Annotated in this window: 17 protein-coding genes; 8 read left to right on the plus strand and 9 right to left on the minus strand. The window is 74.7% G+C overall.

The window, feature by feature from the left end; translation table 11 throughout:
* Window positions 1-82: 82 nt before the first annotated feature.
* On the minus strand, window positions 83-256 hold the full coding sequence (locus O7628_RS06890) for a hypothetical protein (RefSeq protein ID WP_278129192.1): 174 nt from the start codon (window positions 254-256) through the stop codon (window positions 83-85).
* A gap of 157 nt (window positions 257-413) precedes the next feature.
* Between O7628_RS06890 and O7628_RS06895 the strand changes: the two genes are divergently transcribed.
* On the plus strand, window positions 414-1,349 hold the full coding sequence (locus O7628_RS06895; RefSeq protein ID WP_278129194.1) for an alpha/beta hydrolase: 936 nt from the start codon (window positions 414-416) through the stop codon (window positions 1,347-1,349).
* A 102-nt stretch (window positions 1,350-1,451) separates the two neighbouring features.
* On the plus strand, window positions 1,452-2,423 hold the full coding sequence (locus O7628_RS06900; RefSeq protein ID WP_278129196.1) for a chlorophyllase: 972 nt from the start codon (window positions 1,452-1,454) through the stop codon (window positions 2,421-2,423).
* Between the two features lie 81 nt (window positions 2,424-2,504).
* Here the strand turns inward: O7628_RS06900 and O7628_RS06905 are convergent, their stop codons facing one another.
* From O7628_RS06905 to O7628_RS06915, 3 genes are all read right to left on the minus strand, one after another.
* Entirely contained in the window at window positions 2,505-3,467 is a 963-nt protein-coding gene (locus O7628_RS06905) for a zinc-binding dehydrogenase (protein WP_278129197.1), read from the minus strand.
* 75 nt (window positions 3,468-3,542) lie between these two features.
* Complete coding sequence (locus tag O7628_RS06910) at window positions 3,543-4,721, minus strand: NADP-dependent malic enzyme (RefSeq protein ID WP_278129198.1); 1,179 nt, start codon at window positions 4,719-4,721, stop codon at window positions 3,543-3,545.
* A gap of 143 nt (window positions 4,722-4,864) precedes the next feature.
* On the minus strand, window positions 4,865-5,224 hold the full coding sequence (locus O7628_RS06915; protein ID WP_278129199.1) for a S24/S26 family peptidase: 360 nt from the start codon (window positions 5,222-5,224) through the stop codon (window positions 4,865-4,867).
* A gap of 83 nt (window positions 5,225-5,307) precedes the next feature.
* Between O7628_RS06915 and sodN the strand changes: the two genes are divergently transcribed.
* From sodN to O7628_RS06930, 3 genes are read left to right on the plus strand one after another with little or no spacing between them, the layout of a single operon-like run.
* Window positions 5,308-5,712 (plus strand): superoxide dismutase, Ni, encoded by a 405-nt coding sequence (gene sodN, locus O7628_RS06920; protein ID WP_074472701.1) that lies wholly within the window; start codon window positions 5,308-5,310, stop codon window positions 5,710-5,712.
* Entirely contained in the window at window positions 5,709-6,242 is a 534-nt protein-coding gene (locus O7628_RS06925) for a GNAT family N-acetyltransferase (RefSeq protein ID WP_278129202.1), read from the plus strand. The genes sodN and O7628_RS06925 overlap by 4 nt, the downstream gene beginning before the upstream one ends.
* Window positions 6,243-6,274: 32 nt before the next feature.
* Window positions 6,275-6,679, plus strand: coding sequence for an ATP-binding protein (locus O7628_RS06930; protein WP_074472699.1), 405 nt, complete (start codon window positions 6,275-6,277; stop codon window positions 6,677-6,679).
* A 51-nt stretch (window positions 6,680-6,730) separates the two neighbouring features.
* Here O7628_RS06930 and O7628_RS06935 read toward each other — a convergent pair whose 3' ends face one another.
* Window positions 6,731-7,120, minus strand: a complete 390-nt coding sequence (locus tag O7628_RS06935) for a hypothetical protein (RefSeq protein WP_278129205.1) — start codon at window positions 7,118-7,120, stop codon at window positions 6,731-6,733.
* Window positions 7,121-7,163: 43 nt separating this feature from the next.
* On the opposite strand from O7628_RS06935, the gene O7628_RS06940 reads away from it, so the two are divergent.
* The gene (locus O7628_RS06940) at window positions 7,164-8,114 is read left to right on the plus strand and encodes a diacylglycerol kinase family protein (protein WP_278129207.1); all 951 of its coding nucleotides are present in this window, start codon (window positions 7,164-7,166) and stop codon (window positions 8,112-8,114) included.
* 449 nt (window positions 8,115-8,563) lie between these two features.
* Window positions 8,564-8,821, plus strand: coding sequence for a WhiB family transcriptional regulator (locus O7628_RS06945; RefSeq protein ID WP_007072794.1), 258 nt, complete (start codon window positions 8,564-8,566; stop codon window positions 8,819-8,821).
* A 158-nt stretch (window positions 8,822-8,979) separates the two neighbouring features.
* On the opposite strand, the gene O7628_RS06950 is transcribed toward O7628_RS06945, so the two are convergent.
* From O7628_RS06950 to O7628_RS06965, 4 genes are read right to left on the minus strand one after another with little or no spacing between them, the layout of a single operon-like run.
* Window positions 8,980-9,762, minus strand: coding sequence for a CbiX/SirB N-terminal domain-containing protein (locus tag O7628_RS06950; protein ID WP_278129209.1), 783 nt, complete (start codon window positions 9,760-9,762; stop codon window positions 8,980-8,982).
* Window positions 9,744-10,508 (minus strand): phosphoadenylyl-sulfate reductase, encoded by a 765-nt coding sequence (locus tag O7628_RS06955; RefSeq protein WP_178066305.1) that lies wholly within the window; start codon window positions 10,506-10,508, stop codon window positions 9,744-9,746. The genes O7628_RS06950 and O7628_RS06955 overlap by 19 nt, the downstream gene beginning before the upstream one ends.
* Window positions 10,505-10,663, minus strand: a complete 159-nt coding sequence (locus tag O7628_RS06960) for a hypothetical protein (RefSeq protein ID WP_176734126.1) — start codon at window positions 10,661-10,663, stop codon at window positions 10,505-10,507. The genes O7628_RS06955 and O7628_RS06960 overlap by 4 nt, the downstream gene beginning before the upstream one ends.
* Window positions 10,660-12,372 (minus strand): nitrite/sulfite reductase, encoded by a 1,713-nt coding sequence (locus O7628_RS06965; protein WP_278129213.1) that lies wholly within the window; start codon window positions 12,370-12,372, stop codon window positions 10,660-10,662. Before O7628_RS06965 ends, O7628_RS06960 begins: the two co-directional genes overlap by 4 nt.
* Window positions 12,373-12,871: 499 nt before the next feature.
* Between O7628_RS06965 and O7628_RS06970 the strand changes: the two genes are divergently transcribed.
* Entirely contained in the window at window positions 12,872-14,434 is a 1,563-nt protein-coding gene (locus tag O7628_RS06970; RefSeq protein ID WP_278129215.1) for a glycosyltransferase family 39 protein, read from the plus strand.
* The last annotated feature ends 49 nt before the right edge of the window (window positions 14,435-14,483 follow it).

Consider the following 14,483-nt stretch of genomic DNA (forward strand, 5'->3'; position numbering starts at 1 on the left):
CGCGCGCCTCAGTCGAAGGCGAGCCGGGCGGCAGCGCGCGTCGTCAGCTCGGGGCCGGCCGGCCGGGCGGCGGCGCGCGCCCTCAGCTCAGCGCGAGCCAGGCGACAACGGCGACCAGCAGCACCACGGCCACCGCGATGCCGGCGATCAGCGGAACCCGGGACGCCGGGGCGGCCGGGGCGGCTGCCTCCGGCGCGTGGGCGAACGCCCGGAACTGCTCTGTGTTGCCGCTCGGGTCCACGTACTTGTCAGACATGGCCAGACCCTAGCCAAGAAGGTCCACCCCGCGCCCGCCCGACCGGGCGGCACGCCGTAGGACCGCCGGATCGGCGGAGCCACCCCGACCGGGTGGCGTCGGCCACCGGTCCGGACGGCGGGGCCGCCGGGCGTCGCCGGCCGCCTACCGTGAGGGTGTGTGGGTACGCCGGCTGGTCGCCGCGACGGTGACGGCGCTGCTGGCCGGCTGCGGCACGGCCACCGTGGCCCCGGGGTCGGCCCCGGGGTTCCGCAGCGCCCCGTCTGCCGGTCCCGCCCCGGCGACGACGTACCCGGTCGGGGTGCACACCTTCACCCTCGACCCGGGCGGCGCGCGCCCGCTGCCGGTGACCGTCTGGTATCCGGCCGCCCGGGGCGGGGTCGCCCCCGGCCGGTTCCCCGTCGTCGTGTTCAGCCACGGGCTCGACAGCCTGCCCGCCCTGCACGCCCCGCTGACCAGCCGGTGGGCCGCCGCCGGCTTCGTGGTCGCCGCGCCCGCGTACCCGCGCACCCGGCGCGGGGCGGCCCGGTTCACCCGCGCCGACGTGCGCCACCAGCCGGCCGACGGGTGGCGGCTGATCCGGCACCTGGTGCGCCTCGACACCCGCCGGGGCGACCCGCTCGCCGGGCACCTGGACGTGGCCCGGTTCGCCGCCGCCGGCCACTCGGCGGGCGGCTTCACCACCGCCGGGATGCTCACCTCCGGGCACCCGCCCCGGCTGCGGGCGGGCATCGTGATCGCCGGGGGCGGCCTGGCCGGGGCGTTCGCCGGGCCGACCGCGCCGGTGCTGTTCGTGCACGGCGACGCCGACCCGGTCGTCGGGGTGACCGTCGGCCGGGCCGCGTACGCCCGCACGCCCGGCCCGGCCGGGTTCCTCACCGTCACCGGGGGCGACCACGGCGCCTACCTGACCCCGGGCCGCCCCGGCTTCGCCCAGGTCCTCGCCGCCACCACGGACTTCCTGCGCTGGGCGCTGTACGGCGACCGGGCCGCCCTGCGCCGCCTCCCCACGGACGCCACCCACCCCACCCGCTGGATTTGCAAGGAAGGGCCCCCTGTTAACGCTTTCTGTATAGGAAGGGCCCCCTCCTAACAGCGCCCCAGCGGGCGGCACGCCGTCGCCCGGGGTGAGCGCGCCCTGACCTGCGGTGCGATGCGGGCCGGCGCCCCCGTCCGGCGAGGCACAATCGGTTTCATGTGCCGCCGCCGTCGTACCGCAGCCCTGCTGGCCACCGCCCTGCTCGCCGCCGGCCTGGCCGGCTGCTCGGGTGGCGCGGAGCCCGCCTGGCGCGAGGCCGCCCCGACGCAGGCGCCGAAGGCGACCACCCCGGCCCCGCGCGTGCCCGCCGGCAGCGCGCCGAGCGAGAGCTTCGCCGTCGGCGTACGTCAGCTCAAGCTCAACCGCGACGGCGACCGCCCGCTGCCGGTGACGATCTGGTATCCGGCCCGGGGTGCGGCGGGCGGGACGCCGCAGCGGTCCGCGACGGCCGCGACGGGGCGCTTCCCGGTGGTGATGTTCAGCCACGGCCTCAACGGGCGGCCCGAGGACTACGAGCTGCTGCTCACCCGCTGGGCGGCGGCCGGGTTCGTGGTGGCCGCGCCGGCCTTCCCGCACACCGCCCGGGGCACCGACACCAACGTGCTGGACGTGCTGAACCAGCCGGCCGACGTGTCGTACGCGCTGACCCGGGTGCTCGCCCTGGACGCGAAGGCGGGCGACCCGCTGCGCGGCCGGCTCGCCACCGACCGGGTGGCGGCGGCGGGGCACTCGGCCGGCGGGGTGACCACCATCGGCCTGTTCACCGCGGGCCGGGACGACCGGCTGGACGCCGGGGTGGTCTTCGCCGGCACCGGCCTGGGCGTGGGCACCGCGTTCGCGGGGGCCGCCGCCCCGCAGTTGTTCGTGCACGGCGAGGCCGACGAGGTGGTCGACTACGCCTCGGGCAAGGCCGCGTACGACAGGGTGCCCTGGCCCAAGGCGATGCTGAGCCTGCCGAAGGGCGACCACGGGCGGGCCCTGCTCACCGACGGCGCGGCCCTGCGGGTGGTCTCGGACACCTGCGTCGAGTTCCTGCGCTGGACCCTGTACGGGGACGCGGCGGCCAAGCGCCGGCTGCCGGACGAGGCCACCCGGGGCGGCGTGGCCACCCTCGACGACCGCTTGTAAGGAAGGGCCCCCTGTTAACGCATTCGGTATAGGAAGGGCCCCCTCCTAACAAGCTCCCAGCAGGCGCCCGACGGCCAGCGCTCACGCCGTGTGGTCGATGACGATCTTGCCGAACGCCTCGCCCGAGTGCAGCCGGGCGAACGCCTCCTCGATCCGACCGAACGGCACCACGCTGTCCACCACCGGGCGCACCTCGTGCTCGGCGCAGAACGTCAGCAGCTCGGTCAGCTCCCCCGGCGTGCCCATCGAGGTGCCGAGGATCTCCAGCTGCATGGCGAAGACCCGCCGCAGGTTGACCTTCGGCTCGTGCCCGGCGGTCGCGCCGGAGACCACGATCCGGGCCATCGGCGCGGCCGACTTCAGGGAGTGGTCGAACGTGGCCTCCCCGACCGTCTCGATCACCACGTCGACCCGTTCGGGCAGCCGCGCGCCGGGCTCCAGCGCGGTCGCCCCCAACTGCGCGATCCGCTCCCGCTTGCCGGCGTCGCGGCTGGTCGCGTACACCCGCTTGCCGAGCGCGACGGCGAGCGCGACGGCCGCCGTCGCGACGCCGCCGCCCGCGCCCTGGACCAGCACGGCGTCGGCCTCGTCGACCCGGCCCTTGGTGGTCAGCATCCGCCACGCGGTGAGCCAGGCCGTCGGCAGGCAGGCGGCGTCCGTCGCCGACAGGCCCGCCGGCAGGGGCAGCAGGTTCATCCGGGGTACGGCCACCCGCTCGGCGAAGGTGCCGGGGAAGTGCTCGGAGAGGATCGACATGCCGCGCGGGTCGCCCGGGTCGACGACCAGCGGGAAGACCACCACGTCGGTGCCGTCCGGGGCCGTGCCGACGGCGTCGCAGCCGAGGATCATCGGCAGCCGGTCGGCACCGAGCCCGATGCCGCGCAGCGACCACAGGTCGTGATGGTTGATCGAGCTGGCCCGCACCTGCACGGTCACCCAGTCGTCCTCGGGGTGGGCCGGCTCGGGCTGCTCGCCGACGGTCAGCGCGGCGAGCGGGTTGTCGGCGTCGAATCTCGAGGCGAAGGCGGCACGCATGATCCGCACCGTAACAAGGAGTGGGGGTGTTAAGAAGGGCCCCTGCTATACCGAAGGCGTTAACAGGGTGCCCCTCCTTGCACGTCAGGCGCGGGCGACGCCGTCGCGGCGGGCGGCCTCGGCGACGGCCTCGGCCACCGCGGGGGCGACGCGCGGGTCCAGCGGGGACGGCACGATCGCGTCGGCGGTGAGCGTCTCGGCCACCACGCCGGCGATCGCGTCGGCGGCGGCCACCTTCATCCCGTCGGTGATCCGGGTCGCCCGGGCGTCCAGCGCGCCCCGGAACACCCCGGGGAAGGCCAGCACGTTGTTGATCTGGTTGGGGTAGTCGCTGCGGCCGGTGGCGACGACGGCGACGTGCCGGGCGGCCACCTCGGGGTGCACCTCGGGCGTCGGGTTGGCCAGGGCGAAGACGATGCCGCCGGGGGCCATCCCGGCCACCGCCGCCTCGCAGATCTCGCCGCCGGAGACGCCGACGAGCACGTCCGCGCCGCGCAGCGCCTCGCCGATGTCGCCCGACCGCCCCTCGGCGTTGGTGTCGGCCGCGAGGTCGGCCTTGGTGCCGGTGAGGTCGGCGCGGTGCCGGCCGATGATCCCCTTCGAGTCGCAGACGACGACCCGGGCCGGGTCGACGCCGCCGGCGATGAGCATCCGGGTGACCGCCACGCCGGCCGCGCCCGCGCCGCTGACCGCCACCCGCAGGTCGCCGAGCTTGCGGTTGAGCAGCGCGGCCGCGTTGCGCAGCGCGGCGAGCACGACGATCGCGGTGCCGTGCTGGTCGTCGTGGAAGACGGGGATGTCCAGCGCCTCGTCGAGCCGGCGCTCCACCTCGAAGCAGCGCGGGGCGCTGATGTCCTCCAGGTTGATCCCGCCGAACGAGGGGGCGAGGGCCTGCACCACGGCGACGATCTCGTCCACGTCCTGCGTGTCGAGGCAGACCGGCACCGCGTCGACGTCGGCGAACTGCTTGAACAGCACCGCCTTGCCCTCCATCACCGGCAGCGCCGCGCGCGGGCCGATGTTGCCCAGCCCGAGCACGGCCGAGCCGTCGGTGACGACGGCGACGGTGTGCCCCGCCCAGGTGTAGTCGTCGGCCAGCGCCGGGTCGGCGGCGATCGCCTCGCACACCCGGGCCACGCCCGGGGTGTACGCGAGGGAGAGGTCCTCGCGGCTGCTCAGCGGGACGGTGGAGGCGACGGCCAGCTTGCCGCCGACGTGCAGTTGGAAGACGGGATCAGCGGGGTCCACGGTGGACGAAGGCATGGTGACTCCAGGAAATCTGTCGGGTAGACGAGGCGACCGGCGCCAGCGCGAGGTGAGGCGGCCAGCGGCGGTGGCACGGTGCGGGGGTCACCCGGATACCTGCCGAGCATAGTGTCGGGAGCACAAGTCGGATGTGAGTAGGGTCATACTCGCCGGTAGCCGGCGGGGCGGGGCAGCCGGCCCGGCCGGGGCCAGTAGCGGGCCACGACGCGGCCGTGCACGTCGGCCACGCCGTACGCCCGGGAGTCGTCGGTGACGAGGTCGTTGTCGCCGCGTACCCACCAGCCGCCGTCGGCGGGGCGGACCGCGCGCTTGACCACGAGCAGGCCCGGACGGCTGCGGAAGACCGCGACCACGACGTCGCCGGGGCGGATCGGACGGCCCCCGCGCCGCACCAGCAGGGCGTCGCCGTGGCGCAGGGTGGGTGCCATCGACGGACCGGTCACCAGTACGGCGGTGAGCGGCCCCCGCAGCCGGTCGGCGGCGGGCGTGTCGGGGGGCACCGGTTTCACCTCCGCACCGCTGGGGAGCATCTCCAGGAGTAATGTCGTCCTGGATCATCGCAAACTTCCCATGGAGGATCCCGATGCGACTTCCGCGCATCCTCATGCCGAGCGTCACCGTCAGCGCCCACTGCGACCTGCCGTGCGGCGTCTACGACCCGGCCCAGGCCCGGATCGAGGCCGAGTCGATCAAGGCGATCGCCGAGAAGTACCAGGCGAACACCGACCCCGAGTTCCGCACCCGGGCGCTGATCATCAAGGAGCAGCGCGCCGAGCTGGTCAAGCACCACCTGTGGGTGCTGTGGACGGACTACTTCAAGCCGGCGCACTTCGAGAAGTACCCGAACCTGCACAGCCTGTTCAACGAGGCCACCAAGCTCGCGGGCGCCAGCGGCGCCAAGGGCAGCGCCGATCCGGCCAAGGCCGAGGAGCTGCTCGCGAAGATCGAGGAGATCTCGAAGATCTTCTGGGAGACCAAGCAGGCGTGACCTCCGGGTCGACACCGACGGTACGGCCGGCGCGTCCCGGGGACGTGCCGGCCGTCGTCGCCATGGTGCACGAGCTGGCCGCGTACGAGCGGGCCGCCGACGAGTGCCACCTGACCGCCGGGCAGCTCACCGAGGCCCTTTTCGGCCCGACGCCCGCGCTCTTCGGGCACGTGGTCGTCGACGGGGCCGACCGGCCGCTCGGCTTCGCGTTGTGGTTCCTCAACTTCTCCACCTGGGCCGGCGTGCACGGCATCTACCTGGAGGACCTCTACGTCCGCCCCGAGGCGCGGGGCACCGGCGCGGGCCGGCGGCTGCTGGCCACCCTGGCCGCGATCTGCGTCGAGCGGGGCTACCGCCGGCTCGACTGGTCGATGATCGACTGGAACCCGGCGGCCCGGTTCTACGCCTCGATCGGCGCGTCCCCGATGGCGGAGTGGGTGCCGTACCGGCTGACGGGGGCGGCCCTGACCGCGCTCGCGGCCGACGTGACGCCGCCCGCGAGCGCCGCGCCCACGCGTCCGTCCGCCTGACGGGGTAGAGTCCCCCACCGGGGGGATGAGGCGTGACTCAACTGACCGGCCAGCCAGCCACCGACGACGACATCGTGCACCTCACGGTGCCCGCCGACGGTGGCTACCTCGGCGTGCTCCGCACCGCCACGGCCGGCCTCGCCGCCCGTCTCCAGTTCGCCCTCGACGAGATCGAGGACCTGCGGATCGCCGTGGACGAGGCGTGCGCCATGCTCCTCGCGATCGCCACCCGCGACGCCGAGCTGGAGTGCCGGTTCCAGGTGACCGAGGACGCCCTGACCGTCGAGGTGACCGTGCCGACCGTGCGCGGGGCGACGCTCCCCTCCGAGTCGTCGTTCGCCTGGAAGGTGCTGACGGCACTCACCACGGCCGCCTCGGCGAGCGCCCACAACGGCCGGGCCACCATCTCCCTGCTGACCCGCCGCGCCGGCTACTGACCGCGCTCCTCGCCCGCCACGGGCCGCCCAGCGGGCCCGCGCCCACCCGGCTCAGGTGAGGCCGAGGGCCCGGGTGGTCGGCGGGCTGACGAGCAGCGCGCTGACGCCGAGGCCGAGCGCCATCAGCGGCACGCCGAGCCAGCCGAGCCCGCCCTGGATCATGTACCAGCCGACCGGCAGCAGCATCAGTTGCAGGACGATCGCCGGGGCCCGGGCCCCGGCGCGCCGGCGGCCGAGCGCGCCGCCGAGCGCCCAGAGGGCGGCCGCGCCGCCGAGGGCGAACGCGGTCACCAGCAGCGCCGACGGCAGGTCGGTGGTGGTGGCGGTGAGGTCGGCCCAGACGAGCCAGACGGCGACCAGACCGAGGGCGACCGCCTCCGCCCGGAGCAGCCGGACCGCCCAGCGCAGCGTGGTCGGGTCCTGGCCCGAGTCGATGGTCACGCGCGCCACGATACCGGTGGTGGGGCGCGGTACAGTGCCGCCCATGCGGGCCGTCCTGGTGGTCAATCCGAAGGCCACCACCACCAGCGAACGCAGCCGGGACGTCCTGGTCCGGGCGCTGCGCAGCGAAGTCGACCTGTCGGTGCGGTACACCCGCCGGCGGGGTCACGCCATGGACCTCGCCCGGGAGGCGGCCGAGGAGGGCGTCGACCTGGTGGTGACGCTCGGCGGCGACGGCACCGTCAACGAGGTGGTCAACGGCCTGATGGCGGCCGAGCCCCCGACGATCCGCACCGGGGGCAGTCCCGCCGAGCGGCTGCCGGCGCTGGCCACCGTCCCCGGGGGCTCCACGAACGTGTTCGCCCGCGCGCTCGGCCTGCCCCGGGAGTGGCCGGAGGGCACCAGCATGATCCTGGAGGGGCTGCGGCTCGGGCGGTCCCGCACGATCGGGCTGGGCCGGGCCGACGACCGCTACTTCACCTTCTGCGCCGGCTTCGGCCTCGACGCGGCGGTGATCCACCGGGTCGAGCAGGCCCGTCGGCGCGGCCGGGTCTCGACGCCGGCGCTCTATCTGCGCTCGACGGTCAATCAGTATTTCCTCGGCTCGAACCGTCGCCATCCGACGATCTCACTGGAACGCCCCGGCGAGGTTACCGAGGGTGAGCTCGCCACGGTCATCATCCAGAACACCGCGCCCTGGACGTACCTGGGCGAGCGGGAGATCAACCCGAATCCGGCGGCGTCCTTCGATCTCGGGCTCGACGTGCTCGCCATGCGGCAGCTCCGCGTGGCCAGCACGGCACGCACAGTGACCCAGTTCTTCTCCCACACGCCCGATCCGCGGGGGCGTCAGGTGTTGCAGCTGCACGACCTGGCCGAGTTCACCCTGGTCGCGAGCCGTCCTCAGGCTTTCCAGCTCGACGGGGACTATCTCGGCGAGCGGGAAAAAGTCAGATTCGCATCCGTTCCGGCCGCACTGAGAGTAATCTGCTAGGTCTCGGGTACAGCCCTTGGTCGAGCGCGGTCCCCCCACCGCTGTCGATGCGGTGGCCGCCACACCGAGGGCGAGGTGCCGGAAATGTCAGCAATGTCACGCAGACTGTACTATATTGATCCTCGACTGTGGTACGCCGGGTAACCAGGACTCCCTGCAAACCGGACAAAGGGGTCGTGAGCTTGCTCACCGCTCGGAGTTTTTCCGAGCGTCACCCTTGACATCGCGTGAGTTCGTGAAAGTATTCACAAGCGAACTTGAGTTACCGGGACATTGCTAGGACATGCTCATTGTGTTGAGGTGTTCGAGCAGGTCCCAGTGGCTACCAGAGCCTGCTCACGCAGCGCCGAATTGATGGATGCGAACCGTGACCATCGGCGTGCGGATGCATAAAGGAAAAGCACCAACGCAATATCTGCCACCCATCCAGAATGAGGAGTGTTGCCGCCATGGACTGGCGTCACCATGCTGTCTGCCGCGACGAGGACCCGGAGCTGTTCTTCCCGATCGGGACGTCCGGTCCGGCTCTCCTGCAGGTCGAGCAGGCCAAGGCCGTCTGCCGGCGCTGCTCCGTGACCGACCAGTGCCTCCAGTGGGCACTTGAGTCCGGTCAGGACGCCGGCGTCTGGGGCGGGATGAGCGAGGAGGAGCGGCGCGCCGTCAAGCGCCGCGGTGGTCTCCGGGTGCTGCGCGCTCACTCCGCCTGACCTACTGCACGCACCACAGCTCCACGCCCCGACAGGGCAACCCCTGTCGGGGCGTTCTGCTGTGCGGCGTCCTCCCGGCCCGTTGCGCGCCCCGGGCCGGGGCCGCCCCGATCACCCGGCCGACGGGCCGCCGCCCGGAAGCAGCCGCCCGCCCGGATTCACTCCGGCGGCGCGGCGTCCGCCCGGCGCAGCACCAGATCGGCCAGCTCCGGGGCGTCGGTGAGCGGCCCGGAGACGGTCACCGCGCCGGCCGCCCGCGCCCCCGCCAGCACCGCGTCGTGGAAGAGCCCCGGGGCCAGGAAGTACGCCGACACGGCCACCCGCCGCGCGCCCGCCGCGCGCAGCCGGGACACCGCCGCGCCCGCGTCCGGCGGGGCCGCCGAGGCGTACGACACCCGGCAGGGCACCCCGAGCGCCGCGCCGAGCGCCGCCGCGACCCGGCCCACCGAACCCCGCGCCCGGGGATCCCGGGTGCCCGCGGCGGCGAGCACCAGCGCGTCGAACCGGCCGGGATCCGCCTCCGCCAGCCGCCGCCGCAGCCCGGCCAGCAGCGCCCCGTCGACCACCCCGTCGGCCGGGCCGAGCACGTCGGAGACGCGCACGTCGATCGGCGGCCCCGACTCCCGGGCCGCCGCGACCGCCGCCGGGACGTCCACCCGCCGGTGGTACGCGGCGGTGAGCAGCAGCGGCACCAGCACCGCCCGGGGATGTCCGGCCGCCGCCAGCGAGCGCAGCGCCTCCGTCGGCCCCGGGTCCGTGTGGTCCAGCCAGCTCGCCGACACGGCCACGCCGGGGCGGGCGGCCGCGACCGCCCGGGCCAGCGCCCGGGTCGCCTCGGCCGCCCGGGGATCCCGGCTGCCGTGCGCCACCAGGACCACCGGGTCGCCGGCCGCGAGCGCCGGCCCCCGGATCCCGGACCCGGTCAGAGGTGCAGCCCGCACTCGGTCTTCTCGAACATCGCCCAGCGGCCGGCCCGCGGGTCCTCCCCTGCCTTCGTGCGGCGGGTGCAGGGCCAGCAGCCGATCGAGCCGTAGCCGCGCTTGAACAGCTCGTTGACCGGGATGTCGTGCCGGGCGATGTAGGCGTCCACGTCGGCCTGCTTCCAGGCGGCGATCGGGTTCACCTTCACCCTTCCCCGGCGGGCGTCGAACGTCACCACCGGCGTGTTGGCCCGGGTCGGCGACTCGTCGCGGCGCAGCCCGGCGGCCCAGGCGTCGTACCCGGACAGCGCCCGCTCCAGCGGCTCGACCTTGCGCAGCTGGCAGCAGTCGTCCGGCGACCGGTTGAACAGCCGGGGGCCGTACTCGCCGTCCTGCTGGCCGACGGTGAGCCGGGGCCGGATCGACCGGACGTTGACGGGCAGCCGGCGGGCCACCTCGTCGCGGACCCGCAGCGTCTCCGGGAAGTGCAGCCCGGTGTCGAGGAAGATCACGTCGACCCCGGGCGCGACCCGGGAGACGAGGTGGGCGAGCACGGCGTCGGCCATCGAGCTGGTCACGCAGAACCGGTCGCCGAACGTCTCGGCCGCCCAGCGGGCGATCTCCAGCGCCGGAGCGCCCTCCAGCTCCCGGCCCGCCCGCTCGGCCAGCTCCCGCAGCTCCTGCGGGCTGCGCCGGGCGGGATCGGCGGGAGTCGGGCCGCCGGGGCCGACCAGCCCCAGGGTCGCGGCCGACACCAGGGCGGTCATCGGGTCACCGCCTCGGTCAGCAGGCCGGTGAACTTCACCGTGAACACCCGGGCGCAGGCGTGGCACTCCCACGCGCCGTGCCCGGCCTCGCTCGGCCGCAGGTCCTCCTCACCGCAGTAGGGGCAGTAGAGCGGCGCTGAACGAGTCTCACTCATCGGAGTTCCTCCTCGTCTACCCTGATCACCCAGTTGGCGAAGGACTCGCCCTCGGTCCGGCTCGCCAGGTAGCGGCGGGCGAGCCGTTCCACGTACTCCGGAAGCTCGGCGGCGGTGGTCTTCAGGCCGCGCAGCTTGCGGCCGAAACCGGCGGTCTGGCCCTGCGCCATGCCCAGGCCGCCGCCCAGGTGCACCTGGAAGCCCTCGACCTGGCGGCCGTCCGGGCCGACCACGAGCTGCCCCTTGAGGCCGATGTCGGCGACCTGCGTGCGGGCGCAGGCGTTCGGGCAGCCGTTGAGGTGGATGGAGATGTCCGCGTCGAAGTCGCGCAGGCGCTCCTCCAGCCGGGCCACCAGCTCCTCGCCGCGCGCCTTCGTCTCGACGATGGCCAGCTTGCAGAACTCGATGCCGGTGCAGGCCATCGTGCCGCGCCGCCACGCCGACGGCCGGGCCTCAAGGCCGATGGTGCTCAGCTCGGCCACCAGCGAGTTGGTCCGCTCCGGGGGCACGTCCAGGACCAGGAGCTTCTGGTACGGGGTGAGCCGCACCCGGCCGCTGCCGTGCGCCTCGACCACGTCGGCGAGCCGGGCGAGCTGCGTGCCGGAGACCCGCCCCACCACCGGGGAGGCCCCGACGTAGGCGAGCCCGTCGCGCTGGCGGTGCACCCCGATGTGGTCGACCGGCTTGGCGGGCAGCTCCGGGGCGGGCCCGTCGAGCAGCGTGCGGCCCAGGTATTCCTTCTCCAGCACCTCGCGGAACTTCTCCACGCCCCAGTCGGCGACGAGGAACTTCAGCCGGGCCCGGTTGCGCAGCCGGCGGTAGCCGTAGTCGCGGAAGATGCCGACCACGCCGGCCCAGACGTCCGGCACCTCGGTCAGCGGCACCCAGACGCCGAGCCGCTTGGCCAGCATCGGGTTGGTGGAGAGGCCCCCGCCGACCCAGACGTCGAAGCCGGGGCCGTGCTCCGGGTGGTCGACGCCCAGGAAGGCGATGTCGTTCGCCTCGTACGGGGTGTCCACCAGCCAGGAGATCGACGTCTTGAACTTGCGGGGCAGGTTGGAGAAGCGCTTGTCGCCGACGTACCGCCGGACGATCTCCTCCAGCGCCGGGGTCGGGTCGAGCAGCTCGGCCTCGGCCACCCCGGCGACCGGGCTGCCGAGCACGATCCGCGGGCAGTCGCCGCACGCCTCGGTGGTCTGCAGGCCCACCGACTCCAGCCGACGCCAGATCTCCGGCATGTCCTCGACCCGGATCCAGTGGTACTGGATGTTCTGCCGGTCGGTGATGTCGGCGGTGTCCCGGGCGAACTCCCGGGAGATGTCCGCGACCACCCGGAGCTGCTCCAGGGTGAGCTGGCCGCCGTCGACCCGGACCCGGAGCATGAAGAACTCGTCCTCCAGCTCGTGCGGCTCCAGCACGGCGGTGCGTCCGCCGTCGATGCCGGCCTTGCGCTGGGTGTAGAGGCCCCACCAGCGGAACCGGCCGCGCAGGTCCTGCGGGTCGATCGAGGCGAAGCCCCGGTGGGCGTAGACGTTCTCGATCCGGGCCCGGACGTTCAGCGGATCGTCGTCCTTCTTGATCCGCTCGTTGGCGTTGAGCGGCTCACGGTGACCGAGCGCCCACTGGCCCTCCCCACGGGGGCGGCGGGGTGCCCGCGCGACGGGTGCCGTGGGTGCGTCGGGTCGGGCGGGGGTGCTGCTGACCGCCATCGCGGCGTCCTCCGTTGTCTGCTGTGCCTCTGGACGCGGGCGCGCGGCCGGCCCGTGGGACGGGGCCGTGGACAGCGGTGTCGGACGGCCGGCGCGACTACGCGCCCGAGACGGATGGGTCGGGCGTCGTCAGTGGGCCGGACAGATGGCGCTGCGCACGCGGCCGTAGTCGACGTGGCGACGGGCCACGAAGCGACGGACGACAGCGGCAAGCATGTGCCCATGCTCCCACACGCAGGGTGGACCTACCAACGGCCGTGAGTGTGATCCCACATCACGGGCCACCGATCCCCACCCCCACCGACACCCCACCCCAACAGCCAAACCACCCCACCACCCTCCCACCCCGCACCCCCGCCCCACCGCTCCCCACCCCGGCGATCAAGAGAAAGGCGTCGATGTCGATCTCCACGGTGACACTTTCCTCTTGATCACCGGGCCGGGGGGCGGGTGTGGGAGGCTCGATGACGTGGCGAAATCGTCCGTTTGGCGGTTTTTGTTGGAACGGCTCAGGGCGGTCTGGCTGTGGCCGGCTGCGGGGGCGCTGGCGGTCACCGGCGTGGGCATCGGCACGGCCCAGCCGTGGCGCGACGAGCTGGCCACCTGGAGCGCCGCCACCCGGCCGCTGGGCGACCTGACCCGGATGGCCGGCACCATCGATGCCGCCACCTGGCCGTACTACCTGTTCATGCACGGCTGGGTGGCGCTCTGCGGGGACTCCCCCGCCGCGCTGCGGCTGCCGTCGGCGCTGGCCATGGCGGGCACGGCCGGGCTCGCCGCCACGCTCGGCGCCCGGCTGCTCGGGCGACGGGCCGGACTCGCCGGCGGCCTGCTGTTCGCGGTCCTGCCCGGCACCTCCCGGTACGCCCAGGAGGCCCGCCCGTACGCGTTCGTCGCCCTCTTCGCGGTGCTGGCGACGCTGCTGCTGGCCCGGGCGCTGGAGCGGCCCGGCTGGCGGCGCTGGGCCGGGTACGCCGCCGCGGTGGCCGCCCTCGGCCTGGCCCACCTGGTCGCGCTCACCCTGCTCGCCGCCCACGCGGCAGTCGTGCTGGCCGCCGACCGGTCCGCCCGCCGCGCCACCCAGCCAACCGTCAACCGGGACGCTCCGGACACCACCTCGGGCACCACCGACGGAAACCCGCCCGGCGTACCCGGCCCGGCGGCCCGCCGGGCCGGTGGCCCGGCCGGTCTCCCCCGGATCGCCGGCCGGTGGCCGCGGCGGGCGTCGTGGGGCTGGCTGCTCGCGCTCCTGCCGGCTGCGGTCGTGCTCGCTCCCCTGGTGCTGCTGGCAGCCGGCCAGCGGGGGCGGCAGCTCGACTGGGTGGACCCGGCCCGCCCCGCCGACCTGGCCGCCCTGCCCGGCGCGCTGGCCCAGAGCGGCGCGGTGGGCGGGCTGCTGCTGGGCCTGGCCGCCCTCGGCGTCGCCCGGTCGGGCCGGGCCGGGCTGCCCCCCGCCGCCTGCCTGGTCCTGCCGGTGGCCCTGGTCTTCCTGGCCGGGCTGGCCGGGCCGCTGTGGGTGCCGCGCTACCTGTTCTTCGCCGTGCCGTTCGCCTGTCTGCTGGCCGGGGCGGCGCTGGCCACGGTGGCGCTACCGGCGGCGCTGGCCGTGGTGCTCCTCGCCGGCCTGCTCGGGCTGCCCGACCAGGTGGCGCTACGGCGTAGCCACGAATGGCCGCGCGGCGCGCTGGTCGACTACCGGGGGGCGGCCAGGGTGGTCGACGCGGGGCGCCGCCCCGGCGACGTGATCGTCTTCTCGCCCCGGGACGGCTGGCTGTTCACGGACCTCGGCATCGGCTACCACCTCGGCGACCGGCAGCCCCCGGACGCGCTGGCCGTGCGGGGCCGCGACGCGCGCGGCGACTACTGGACCGATGAGTGCCCCGCCCCGGCCGCCTGCCTGGCCGGGGCGCGACGGGTCTGGCTGGTGGTCGCCGGCCGGCAGGCGGACCCGGCCGACGCGGTGCCCGGCGCGAAGGGGACGGCGCTGCGGGACGGCTTCGCCGTCGAGCGGGTCTGGCCACGCCCCGGCCTGACCGTGGCGCTGCTCAGCCGCCGAGGCTGACCGGCCCGTCGCCCGATCACCGCTGGACGGCCGGGCCGTGCCGGTCGGG

The organism is Micromonospora sp. WMMD956, from assembly GCF_029626125.1.
GTDB classification, from domain to species: Bacteria; Actinomycetota; Actinomycetes; order Mycobacteriales; family Micromonosporaceae; genus Micromonospora; species Micromonospora carbonacea.

Coding starts and splice junctions, on each gene's coding strand:
- O7628_RS06945 (WP_007072794.1), top strand. CDS start 8,564: ATGGACTGGCGTCACCATGCTGTCTGCCGCGACGAGGACCCGGAGCTG.
- sodN (WP_074472701.1), top strand. CDS start 5,308: ATGCGACTTCCGCGCATCCTCATGCCGAGCGTCACCGTCAGCGCCCAC.
- O7628_RS06965 (WP_278129213.1), bottom strand. CDS start 12,372: ATGGCGGTCAGCAGCACCCCCGCCCGACCCGACGCACCCACGGCACCC.
- O7628_RS06890 (WP_278129192.1), bottom strand. CDS start 256: ATGTCTGACAAGTACGTGGACCCGAGCGGCAACACAGAGCAGTTCCGG.
- O7628_RS06940 (WP_278129207.1), top strand. CDS start 7,164: ATGCGGGCCGTCCTGGTGGTCAATCCGAAGGCCACCACCACCAGCGAA.
- O7628_RS06910 (WP_278129198.1), bottom strand. CDS start 4,721: ATGCCTTCGTCCACCGTGGACCCCGCTGATCCCGTCTTCCAACTGCAC.
- O7628_RS06900 (WP_278129196.1), top strand. CDS start 1,452: ATGTGCCGCCGCCGTCGTACCGCAGCCCTGCTGGCCACCGCCCTGCTC.
- O7628_RS06955 (WP_178066305.1), bottom strand. CDS start 10,508: ATGACCGCCCTGGTGTCGGCCGCGACCCTGGGGCTGGTCGGCCCCGGC.
- O7628_RS06960 (WP_176734126.1), bottom strand. CDS start 10,663: ATGAGTGAGACTCGTTCAGCGCCGCTCTACTGCCCCTACTGCGGTGAG.